The following is a 10907-nucleotide window of genomic DNA, read 5'->3' on the forward strand; positions in this document are numbered from 1 at the left end:
CGGGAAGGATCGGGAATGCGCGCCCCGTAGGATCCGTTGGGTGGGGTGAGAGTCGTTGAACCGACCCCCTCAGACAAGCAGGCAGACCGCAGAGACGAGGAAGACACCCGTGAGCGACGTCCGTAATGTGATCATCATCGGCTCCGGGCCGGCTGGATACACGGCCGCCCTGTACACCGCTCGCGCCTCGCTGAAGCCCCTGGTCTTCGAGGGTGCCGTCACCGCCGGTGGTGCGCTGATGAACACCACCGACGTGGAGAACTTCCCCGGGTTCCAGGACGGCATCATGGGTCCCGATCTCATGGACAACATGCGCGCCCAGGCCGAGCGCTTCGGCGCGGAGCTGGTTCCGGACGACGTCGTCGCCGTGGATCTGACCGGTGAGATCAAGACGGTTACGGACACGGCGGGTACGGTCCACCGCGCCAAGGCCGTCATCGTGACCACCGGGTCCCAGCACCGGAAGCTCGGTCTGCCGAACGAGGACGCCCTCTCCGGGCGCGGCGTCTCGTGGTGCGCCACCTGCGACGGGTTCTTCTTCAAGGACCAGGACATCGCGGTGATCGGTGGCGGCGACACCGCCATGGAGGAGGCGACCTTCCTTTCCCGCTTCGCGAAGTCGGTCACCATCGTCCACCGCCGTGACACGCTCCGCGCTTCCAAGGCGATGCAGGAGCGCGCCTTCGCCGACCCGAAGATCAATTTCGCCTGGGACAGCGAGGTCGCCGGGGTTCACGGTGAGCAGAAGCTCTCCGGTCTGACCCTGCGCAACACCAAGACCGGCGAGACCTCCGAGCTGGCGGTCACCGGCCTCTTCATCGCTGTCGGCCACGACCCGCGGACCGAGCTTTTCAAGGGTCAGCTCGACCTCGACGAGGAGGGCTACCTCAAGGTCCAGGCCCCCTCGACCCGTACCAACCTCACGGGCGTCTTCGGTGCCGGCGACGTCGTCGACCACACCTACCGTCAGGCCATCACCGCGGCAGGCACCGGTTGCTCGGCCGCTCTCGACGCCGAACGCTTCCTGGCCGCCCTGGCGGACGAGAAGCTCGCCGAGCCGGAGAAGACCCCGGCCGTCTGAACTGCTCCACCCACACCCCCACCCTGTAGTTAAGGAGGCCGCCGTGGCCGGCGCGCTGAAGAACGTTACCGACGCTACTTTCGAGGAAGAGGTCCTCAAGAGCGGCAAGCCCGTTCTCGTGGACTTCTGGGCCGCTTGGTGCGGCCCGTGCCGCCAGATCGCCCCCTCCCTGGAGGCCATCGCGGCTGAGCACGACGAGATCGAGATCGTGAAGCTCAACATCGACGAGAACCCGGAAACCGCCGCGAAGTACGGCGTGATGTCCATTCCGACGCTCAACGTCTACCAGGGTGGCGAGGTCGCCAAGACCATCGTCGGCGCCAAGCCCAAGGCCGCGATCATCCGCGACCTCGAAGACTTCATCGTCGCGAAGTAAGCAGCACCCGCGCCGTGCGCGCACCCCGCGGTACGCACGGAGCATGTTTCACGTGAAACGGGTCGGCCTCACCCAGAGGCCGACCCGTTCTGCTGTGCCCGTTCCTCGCCGTACCGGTGCCAGGTCTCTGACGCTAAGTCCTGATGAGCTCTCTCCAGCCCTCGACCGTATGAGGCCGTGCTGTGAAAGCCCCGCTGTCGGACGACGCTACCTTCACAACACGGCCTAGAGCGGCCGGAGCACGGGTTCCTTCTGCACCACTCCCAGCAGCCGGTCCAACGCCAGCTCGACGTCTTCCCGCCAGGAGAGCGTCGTCCGCAGATCCAGTCGCAGACGCGGATGGACGGGATGAGGCCTGACCGTCTTGAAGCCCACTGCCAGGAGGTGATCCGCCGGGAGCAGACACGCGGGTTCCGTCCATCGCGCTTCACCGAAGGCTTCGATCGCCTTGAAGCCCCGTTGGAGCAGGTCCTTCGCCACCGTCTGCACCATGACCCTTCCGAGCCCCTGTCGCTGGTAGGCGGGGTCGATCCACCCGGTGATCAACTGCACGGCGTCAGGTGAGACCGGACTGGTGGGAAAGGCGATGGAGCGCGGTACGTAGGCCGGCGGGGCGTAGAGCACATAGCCCACCGGCACCTCGTCGACGTGGACCAGACGCCCGCAGGAGCCCCACTCCAGGAGAACGGCGGAGAGCCAGGATTCCTTCGCCGTCTCCGACTCGCCCGCCTTGATCGCGGCTTCCGCCCTGACGGGGTCCAACTCCCAGAACACACAGGAACGACAGCGCTGGGGAAGATCCGGAAGGTTGTCCAGGGTGAGCGGTACGAGCCGACGCCCCATGAAGGCGATCCCTCACTTCCTTGGATCCCGGGAGATACGCCCTACCAGATCGCATCGTATCGACGCGGGCAGAAGGCGCCTACCCGGGAACGAGCAAAGGACGGGTCCTGTTCCGCTGCCGGAACAGGACCCGTCCTTCACGCGCTACCGAAACCGTCAGTCCGCCGCTTCGTCCTCGGCCGGCTTCGCGGTGGTGCCGCTCTCCAGCACCCGTCCCTCACCCGGCGCGAGGCTGCCGAGAATGCGGTTGAGATCCTCCATCGAGGCGAACTCGACGACGATCTTCCCCTTCTTCTGACCGAGGTCCACCTTCACCCGGGTCTCGAACCGGTCCGAGAGCCGTGACGCCAGGTCACTCAGCGCGGGTGAGACCAGACTTCCCGCCCTCGGCCCCTTGGGCTTGGTGGAGCGGGTGCTGCTCGACTCCATGACCTTGACGATCTCCTCGGTCGAACGCACCGAGAGCCCTTCACGCACGATGCGACGGGAGAGATCCTCCTGCTCCTGGGGGTCTTCCAGCGAGAGCAGCGCGCGCGCATGGCCTGCCGAGAGAACTCCGGCAGCCACCCTGCTCCGCACGGAGAGCGGCAGACGCAGCAGACGCAGCGTGTTCGAGACCTGGGGTCGCGAGCGCCCGATCCGGTCGGCCAGCTGCTCCTGGGTGCAGTTGAACTCCTTCAGCAGCTGGGAATAGGCGGCAGCCTCCTCCAGCGGGTTGAGCTGAGCCCGGTGCAGGTTCTCCAGGAGCGCGTCCAGCAGAAGCTTGTCGTCATCGGTCTCCCGGACGATCGCGGGAATCCGCTCCAGGCCCGCCTCCCGGCTGGCCCGCAGGCGCCGCTCACCCATGATGAGCTCGTACTGGTCTGCCCCCACCTGGCGCACCACGACGGGCTGGAGGAGACCCACCTCCTTGATCGAGGTGACCAGCTCGCTGAGCGCCTCCTCGTCGAACACCTCGCGCGGCTGCTGAGGGTTGGGGCGGATCAACTCCGGCAGCAGTTCGGCGAAGTACGCGCCGACCGGGCCAGGCTCCGACTGCTCCACCGGCGGTTCGGGCGACTTCGGCTCGGGCACCAGAGGCCCGTTCGCAAGAGCGGACAGCTTCGCAGCCGGCACTCCCCGCTCGGCGGCCAGCACCTGGCCGGGACCCTGGGGTGCCACCTGCTTCTCCGTGGGAGCTGCCGGGATCAGCGCAGCGAGGCCACGTCCCAGCCCTCGACGACGGTCACTCACTGGATGCCCTCCGAAATGCTCCGCTGGGTGCTCTGACTGCCCACGTGGGCGGGCTGGGGCTCGTACCGCACTCCGACGCCCCGCAGCGCGATCTCACGCGCCGCTTCGAGATACGACAGCGACCCGCTCGACCCCGGATCGTACGTCAGCACGGTCTGTCCGTAGCTGGGAGCCTCCGAGATACGTACGGACCTCGGAATACTCGTCCGCAGCACCTCCTTGCCGAAGTGGCTGCGCACCTCCTCCGCGACCTGGGAAGCGAGGCGAGTCCTGCCGTCGTACATGGTGAGCAGGATCGTGGACACATGGAGGTCTGGGTTGAGGTGACCACGCACCAGTTCGACGTTCCGCAGCAACTGCCCCAGTCCCTCCAGTGCGTAGTACTCGCACTGAATGGGGATCAGCACCTCGGCCCCGGCGACCATCGCATTGACCGTCAGCAGGCCCAGGGAGGGAGGGCAGTCGATGAGGATGTAGTCGAGCGGCTGCTCGTACGCCTGAATGGCGCGCTGGAGTCGGCTCTCGCGTGCCACCAGGGAGACCAGCTCGATCTCCGCACCGGCGAGGTCGATGGTGGCGGGGGCGCAGAAGAGACCTTCGACGTCCGGGACAGGCTGCACGACTTCGGAGAGCGGCATGCTCTCCACCAGGACGTCGTAGACCGAGGGGACCTCGGCGTGGTGGTCGATCCCCAGAGCCGTCGAGGCGTTTCCCTGCGGATCGAGGTCGATCACCAGGACGCGGGCGCCGTGCAGAGCGAGTGAGGCGGCAAGATTGACGGTCGACGTCGTCTTGCCCACACCGCCCTTCTGGTTGGCGACCACCATGACGCGCGTCCGGTCGGGGCGTGGCAGACCCTCGCCGGCACGGCCCAGGGCCTCCACCGCCAGCTGGGCCGCCCGGCCAATAGGTGTGTCATCCATCGGCGGCGGTGTTTCACGTGAAACACCGTCCGCCAGGGATTCGGTTCGGGGACCGGGGACCGGATCGGTCATCGGTCCCGCGATGTTGGCGTCGGACCGCAAGGATTCACTCTCCTCGACTTCAGGCTCGCAATGAACAGAGCCTGCCATGCTTTCGGGGTTGTGAACCAGCGAGGCCCGCTGTTCTGTGGATGGCTCCACCGATGTGGACAACTTGGTAGCTCGTTCGGGGTTGCGGTCCCGCGGCGTGGCAGCCGCACGGCCACGGCCGATGATTCCCTGCAACAGAGAGCGACGTTTCACGTGAAACACGATGCCTCTGTGGGGCAACTACCCAGCACCGACACTCCGCGTGGTGAGCCCAGGGCTACTTCGGTGGAGCATCGCTCCAGAAGCCGACAGACCGAAACCTGCCGAGGTTTCTCGTCGGCCGCGACCCCCGTAACGGACGAGACGCACGATTCAGCGTCGGCGGCGTGTCCGTCCCACCCGGGCGGCCTTGGCCCTCTTTGCGGCGAACCTCACACCGCCCGGGCTCTCGCCCACGACCACCCGGACCACCGTCGTCGTGGGGTCGACCACACCGGCCCCGGCGTGCAGCACCTCGGTCTCCACCACGCCCAGCTTGCTCAGCGCGGCGCGCGCACCGTTGATCTCCTCTTCGGCGGTGTCGCCCTTGAGCGCCAGCATCTCGCCGTACGGCCGCAGCAGCGGTACGCCCCAGCCGGCGAGGCGGTCCAGCGGTGCGACCGCCCGTGCGGTGACGACGTGGACCGGCTGAAGCTTCCCCAGCACCTCTTCGGCACGGCCCCGAACGACCGTCACATGATCGAGGCCGAGCAGTTCCACGACCTCCTGGAGGAAGTTCGTCCTCCGGAGCAACGGTTCCAGCAGCGTGATCTTCAGGTCCGGACGCACCAGGGCCAGCGGGATTCCCGGCAGCCCAGCCCCGGAGCCCACATCGCAGACCGTGACGTCCCGGGGGACCACCTCGGAGAGCACGGCGCAGTTCAGCAGGTGCCGCTCCCACAGACGTGGGACCTCGCGAGGACCGATCAGCCCACGCTTGACACCCGCGTCCGCGAGCAGCTCCGCGTACCGGACGGCCTCCGGGAAGAACTCACCGAAAACCGCCTGGGCCGCCTCAGGTGCCTGAGGGAGCGCTGCTTCCTCCGTCACGGGGACCGTCCTTCCCTACCGCACTACCGCACTGTGGATGGCTGACTATCAGGCTGACAAAGATCGGCCCCGCCTGCGAACAGACGGGGCCGACAGAACGCGTTCCGGTCAGGCCGGAAGGACGACGACGAAGCGCTGCGGCTCCTCGCCCTCGGACTCGCTCCGCAGGCCGGCCGCCGCGATCGCGTCGTGCACGACCTTGCGCTCGAACGGCGTCATCGGCTCCAGCCGCACCGGCTCACCGGAGCTCTTGACCTCGTCCGCGGCCTTCGCGCCGAGCGCCGCCAGGACCTCGCGCTTCTTGGCGCGGAAGCCCGCGATGTCCAGCATCAGGCGGCTGCGGTCACCGGTCTCCCGGTGCACCGCGAGCCGGGTCAGCTCCTGGAGCGCCTCCAGCACCTCACCGTCGCGGCCCACCAGCTTCTGGAGTTCGCGCGCCGACTCACTGATGATCGAGACCGCGGCCCGGTCCGCCTCGACGTCCATGTCGATGTCGCCGTCGAGATCGGCGATGTCGAGGAGACCCTCAAGGTAGTCGGCCGCGATCTCGCCTTCCTGCTCAAGGCGGGTCAAGGTGTCGCTGCCCTCAGCGGCCGTGGAGATGGTGCCTTCCGACACGGATGGACTCCCTTACTTCTTGGACGGGTGCTTGGGCCGCTGCGGGCCCTTGCGCGGTCCGGACTTGGCTTGGCGTGAGGAGCCCGACGCGGGCTTGCCCGCCGGCTTCGACTTGTCGTCCTGCTTCTGGAGCGAGGTCTTGGCCTCCGAGGTCTCACCGGAGTCCGGCTCCTTGGCCGCCTCGGTCTGACCGACGGTGGCGGTCCTCTGCGCCTTGGTCTGCCGCTTGGGCTGGTGCCGGCGCGCGGTGGCGCCTTCGGCCTCGGCGACGGACGACTCGCTCTTCGCCACGGTCCCGTCCTCCTGGGCGGCGAGGCCCAGCTTGGAGAGTCCGTTGATGAACTTGCGCTCGATGTCGTTGCGCTCGGTGCCCTTGGCGAAGATGCGCTTGACGGTGTTGCGACGCGTCCGGCCGCGCACCTCGCCGTGCTGGGTAACGCTCTTCAGCAGGCGTCCGAGGTACTGGTCCTGGGCCTTGCTGCCCGGCGTCGGGTTCTGGTTGATCACGTACATCTGCTGACCCATGGTCCAGACGTTGGTGGTCAGCCAGTAGACGAGGACACCGACGGGGAAGTTGATGCCCATCACGGCGAAGATCAGCGGGAAGACGTACATCAGCATCTTCTGCTGCTGCATGTACGGGGTCTTCACCGAGAGGTCGACGTTCTTCGTCATCAGCTGGCGCTGGGTGAAGAACTGCGAGGCGGACATCATGATGATCATCACCGCGGTGACGACCCGGACGTCGACGAGCGAGGCGCCGAGCGCCTGCACCTCGGCCGAGCTGTTCATGAACTTCGCCGCGAGCGGGGCACCGACGATGTGGGCCTGCCGCGCGCTGTCGAGCAGCGGCTGGTCGATGACGCCGATCGTCTTGCCGTTGGCGATGGCCGCGAGCACGTGGTAGAGGGCGAAGAAGAACGGGGACTGCGCCAGGATCGGAAGGCACGAGGAGAGCGGGTTGGTACCCGTCTCCTTGTACAGCTTCATCATCTCTTCGGACTGACGCTGCTTGTCGTTCTTGTAGCGCTCCTGGATCGCCTTCATCTTCGGCTGGAGCACCTGCATGTTCCGCGTCGACTTGATCTGCTTCACGAAGAGCGGGACCAGGCAGATGCGGATCAGGATCACGAGGGACACGATGGACAGGCCCCAGGCCCAGCCCGTGTCTGCACCGAAGATCGCCCCGTACACCTTGTGGAACTGGACGATCACCCATGAGACGGGTGTGGTGATAAAGCTGAACAGACTGGCAATCGTGTCCACTAATCAGGCTCCTTGAGCTTTGGGCGAGGTCTCTGTGGCCGGACCCGGCGTCACGGCTGCCGCGGTTGTCGCAGTCGTCACGTCCCCGGGGGGCACATCAGTGGCGGAGTCCCCGCCCTTGTCACCGCGCAGCGCGTTGCGCAGCAGTTCGTGCCAGCGCGGACGCTTGCGCGGCGGGACATGGTCCACACCGCCCGGCGACCACGGATTGCATCGCAGAATGCGCCAGGCGGTCAGCGCTGTCCCCTTGATCGCCCCGTGCCGGTCTATCGCCGTGAACCCGTAGTGCGAGCACGACGGGTAGTAGCGGCAGACAGGGCCCAGCAGTGGGCTGATCGTCCACTGGTACAGCTTGATGAGAGCCAGCAGCGGGTACTTCATCGCGCGCCCCCTCCCAGCAGCCGCGCGAGGGCGGCGTCCAGGTCTCGGGTCAGCTGAGCGTGGTCGGCGTCACCCGAACCGGGCAACGCGCGCACCACAACCAGGCTACCGGGGGGCAGCTGAGCCAGCCGGTCTCGAACCAGGTGGCGAAGCCGCCGCTTCACAGCGGTGCGGACGACCGCACCACCCACGGCTTTGCTGACGACGAAACCCGCACGCGGTGGGGGAGGGGTCTCCCCCGACACGTGCGGGTCCGTAGTACCGCTGCGTAGATGGACGACGAGCAGAGGGCGACCAGCCCTGCGTCCTCGTCGTACCGCGGTCGCGAAGTCCTCGCGCCGCCTCAGCCGATTCTCGGTAGGCAGCACGTCATGACCTGTGGATGATCAGGCGGACAGGCTGCTGCGACCCTTGCCACGGCGGTTCGCGAGAATCGCGCGGCCGGCACGGGTACGCATACGCAGCCGGAAGCCGTGGGTCTTGGCGCGACGACGGTTGTTCGGCTGGAAGGTGCGCTTGCTCACTCGGGGGCTCCAGAATAAATCGGGTGATGGCGGGACATCGCCTGGCTGTCACCGTGCGCCCACGAGGAACTCGCGTAAACGCCTTAGTGCACCGCTTCACAATCACAGATCGTGATCTTTGCCCATCGGAGGCAGGCGGCAGCAGCCATCGACAACTCGACCTGGTCACGGTACGCGCGGCTACGCCATCCGGTCAAACTCACCACGAGTGACCCCCCGCTATGCACAGGCTGTGGACAACAACTTGAACCGGGCGGGTCGCCGTGACTACCGTGGCTGAACTCCGGTTTCCTTTCGTTCCCCCCTGCCGGGCCCGACCCGACCCGACCCATTCCGTCCCGGGAAACACATTTTCGTGGGACATGCGAGAGAGCGTGCCTTGTGGCTGACGTACCTGCCGATCTTGCCGCAGTGTGGCCACGCGTGCTGGAACATCTCCTCGGTGAGGGCCAGCAGGGCATCGAGCCGAAGGACAAGCAGTGGATCGAGCGCTGCCAGCCGCTCGCGCTGGTCGCGGACACCGCGCTGCTCGCCGTACCGAACGAGTGGGGCAAGCGGGTCCTGGAGGGCCGGCTCGCGCCGCTCATCAGTGAGACGCTGACCCGCGAGTGCGGCCGGACGATCCGGATCGCGATCACGGTCGACGATTCGGCGGGTGAGCCGCCGACTCCCCCGGCGCCGCCGCTGCACCAGAGCCAGCAGGGTCGGCAGAACCACCGGTACCCGAACCCGCCGCACGACGAGCAGCAGCACGGCGACCCCTACGACCCGTACGGTCACCGTCCGCAGGACGACGGGATGCCGACCGCCCGCCCCGCGTATCCGGAGTACCAGCAGCGTCCCGAGCCGGGCGCCTGGCCGCGTACCCAGGAGGACCTCTCCTGGCAGCAGCCGCGGCACGGCGGCTACCAGGACCGCGAGCAGCAGGCCGACCAGTGGCGCGAGCCGTACGGCACCGGACGTCCGCAGCAGCCCTCGCACGACTACCGGCCGCAGCCTCCGGAGCGTCAGGGGTACGAGTCGCAGCGGCCCGAGCGGCACGACCTCCAGGACCAGCAGCACCGCCCGGGCCGGGCCGGCGGCGGGATGCCGGGTCCGGGTTCGCAGCCGTCCCCCGCGCCCGGTCCGGGCGAGCCGCATGCGCGGCTGAACCCCAAGTACCTCTTCGACACCTTCGTCATCGGCGCGTCCAACCGGTTCGCGCACGCGGCGGCGGTGGCGGTGGCCGAGGCGCCGGCGAAGGCGTACAACCCGCTCTTCATCTACGGGGAGTCCGGGCTCGGCAAGACCCACCTGCTGCACGCCATCGGGCACTACGCGCGGAGCCTCTACCCGGGGACCCGGGTGCGGTACGTGAGCTCCGAGGAGTTCACCAACGAGTTCATCAACTCGATCCGCGACGGCAAGGGCGACACCTTCCGCAAGCGCTACCGCGACGTGGACATCCTGCTCGTCGACGACATCCAGTTCCTGGCGAGCAAGGAGTCGACGCAGGAGGAGTTCTTCCACACCTTCAACACCCTGCACAACGCGAACAAGCAGATCGTGCTCTCCTCGGACCGGCCGCCCAAGCAGCTGGTGACGCTGGAGGACCGGCTGCGGAACCGGTTCGAGTGGGGCCTCACCACCGATGTGCAGCCGCCCGAACTGGAGACGCGGATCGCGATCCTGCGCAAGAAGGCGGTGCAGGAGCAGCTGAACGCCCCGCCGGAGGTGCTGGAGTTCATCGCGTCCCGGATCTCTCGGAACATCCGTGAGCTGGAGGGCGCACTGATCCGGGTGACGGCGTTCGCGAGCCTGAACCGGCAGCCGGTGGACCTCGGCCTGACGGAGATCGTGCTGAAGGACCTGATCCCCGGCGGCGAGGACTCCGCTCCGGAGATCACCGCGCCCGCGATCATGGCGGCCACCGCCGACTACTTCGGGCTGACGGTCGAGGACCTCTGCGGCTCGTCGCGCAGCCGCGTGCTGGTGACGGCCCGGCAGATCGCCATGTACCTCTGCCGTGAGCTGACGGATCTCTCGCTGCCGAAGATCGGCGCGCAGTTCGGCGGCCGCGACCACACCACGGTCATGCACGCGGACCGCAAGATCCGCGCGCTGATGGCGGAGCGCCGCTCCATCTACAACCAGGTCACCGAGCTCACCAACCGCATCAAGAACGGCTGACACCCGCCGGTCCCGTTCGGCGAGCGCGCAGCGCACGGGCGCCCGGCCCGGCGTACTCCGCCCACAGGGAGTGGACAACCAGGCGCCCCGCCAGACCTCTTCACGGTCCGGCGGGGCGCCTTCCGTCGTACCCGGGACGCCTGCGGGGCGGTTTCGGGACGTTCCCCGGGCGGTTCCCGCGAACCTTCCGAAGAGCTCCCGCGACTCCTTCGAAGAGCTCCCGGGACTCCGCCCGAGCGTCCGTGCCCCGCCGCCGGCGACCTTCCGGGCGCCCTCTCCTCCTCCCTCCAAGGGCTCGTGGAAGCGCCCCGGAA

The 10907-nt window shown here is 67.7% G+C and carries 12 protein-coding genes; 3 read left to right on the forward strand and 9 right to left on the reverse strand.

Features of this window, described 5'->3' with window-relative positions; genetic code table 11:
* Positions 1–109: 109 nt before the first annotated feature.
* Both trxB and trxA read left to right on the forward strand, forming a co-directional pair.
* A complete protein-coding gene (trxB, locus tag OG599_RS16940; protein ID WP_327176807.1) occupies positions 110–1081 on the forward strand; it encodes a thioredoxin-disulfide reductase in 972 nt (323 codons plus the stop codon).
* Positions 1082–1124: 43 nt separating this feature from the next.
* Positions 1125–1457, forward strand: a complete 333-nt coding sequence (gene trxA / locus OG599_RS16945) for a thioredoxin (protein WP_327176808.1) — start codon at positions 1125–1127, stop codon at positions 1455–1457.
* A gap of 225 nt (positions 1458–1682) precedes the next feature.
* On the opposite strand, the gene OG599_RS16950 is transcribed toward trxA, so the two are convergent.
* The 9 genes from OG599_RS16950 to rpmH all read right to left on the reverse strand — a co-directional run bounded on the left by OG599_RS16950 (position 1683) and on the right by rpmH (position 8424).
* The gene (locus OG599_RS16950) at positions 1683–2300 is read right to left on the reverse strand and encodes a GNAT family N-acetyltransferase (protein ID WP_327176809.1); all 618 of its coding nucleotides are present in this window, start codon (positions 2298–2300) and stop codon (positions 1683–1685) included.
* A gap of 156 nt (positions 2301–2456) precedes the next feature.
* Positions 2457–3533 carry a ParB/RepB/Spo0J family partition protein gene (locus tag OG599_RS16955; protein ID WP_327176810.1) on the reverse strand — a complete coding sequence of 359 codons (1077 nt, stop codon included), beginning with the start codon at positions 3531–3533 and terminating at the stop codon, positions 2457–2459.
* Entirely contained in the window at positions 3530–4606 is a 1077-nt protein-coding gene (locus tag OG599_RS16960; protein WP_327176811.1) for an AAA family ATPase, read from the reverse strand. The genes OG599_RS16955 and OG599_RS16960 overlap by 4 nt, the downstream gene beginning before the upstream one ends.
* A gap of 312 nt (positions 4607–4918) precedes the next feature.
* Complete coding sequence (gene rsmG / locus OG599_RS16965; protein ID WP_327176812.1) at positions 4919–5635, reverse strand: 16S rRNA (guanine(527)-N(7))-methyltransferase RsmG; 717 nt, start codon at positions 5633–5635, stop codon at positions 4919–4921.
* Between the two features lie 108 nt (positions 5636–5743).
* Positions 5744–6253 (reverse strand): Jag family protein, encoded by a 510-nt coding sequence (locus tag OG599_RS16970; protein WP_266706608.1) that lies wholly within the window; start codon positions 6251–6253, stop codon positions 5744–5746.
* Between the two features lie 12 nt (positions 6254–6265).
* Positions 6266–7519, reverse strand: coding sequence for a membrane protein insertase YidC (gene yidC / locus OG599_RS16975; RefSeq protein ID WP_327176813.1), 1254 nt, complete (start codon positions 7517–7519; stop codon positions 6266–6268).
* 3 nt (positions 7520–7522) lie between these two features.
* On the reverse strand, positions 7523–7900 hold the full coding sequence (gene yidD, locus OG599_RS16980; RefSeq protein WP_327176814.1) for a membrane protein insertion efficiency factor YidD: 378 nt from the start codon (positions 7898–7900) through the stop codon (positions 7523–7525).
* A complete protein-coding gene (rnpA, locus tag OG599_RS16985; protein ID WP_327176815.1) occupies positions 7897–8268 on the reverse strand; it encodes a ribonuclease P protein component in 372 nt (123 codons plus the stop codon). The genes yidD and rnpA overlap by 4 nt, the downstream gene beginning before the upstream one ends.
* A gap of 18 nt (positions 8269–8286) precedes the next feature.
* The gene (gene rpmH, locus OG599_RS16990) at positions 8287–8424 is read right to left on the reverse strand and encodes a 50S ribosomal protein L34 (protein WP_003967884.1); all 138 of its coding nucleotides are present in this window, start codon (positions 8422–8424) and stop codon (positions 8287–8289) included.
* 381 nt (positions 8425–8805) lie between these two features.
* On the opposite strand from rpmH, the gene dnaA reads away from it, so the two are divergent.
* Positions 8806–10593: a chromosomal replication initiator protein DnaA gene (gene dnaA / locus OG599_RS16995; protein ID WP_327176816.1), complete on the forward strand. Its 1788-nt coding sequence runs from the start codon at positions 8806–8808 to the stop codon at positions 10591–10593.
* Positions 10594–10907: the final 314 nt, after the last annotated feature.

Origin of the sequence: Streptomyces sp. NBC_01335, assembly GCF_035953295.1 — a bacterium.
Taxonomy (GTDB): Bacteria; Actinomycetota; Actinomycetes; order Streptomycetales; family Streptomycetaceae; genus Streptomyces.

What these genes read in the sequence shown, in the direction of transcription:
- OG599_RS16960 (WP_327176811.1), bottom strand. Translation starts at nt 4,606, where the DNA reads ATGGCAGGCTCTGTTCATTGCGAGCCTGAAGTCGAGGAGAGTGAATCC.
- OG599_RS16950 (WP_327176809.1), bottom strand. Translation starts at nt 2,300, where the DNA reads ATGGGGCGTCGGCTCGTACCGCTCACCCTGGACAACCTTCCGGATCTT.
- yidD (WP_327176814.1), bottom strand. Translation starts at nt 7,900, where the DNA reads ATGAAGTACCCGCTGCTGGCTCTCATCAAGCTGTACCAGTGGACGATC.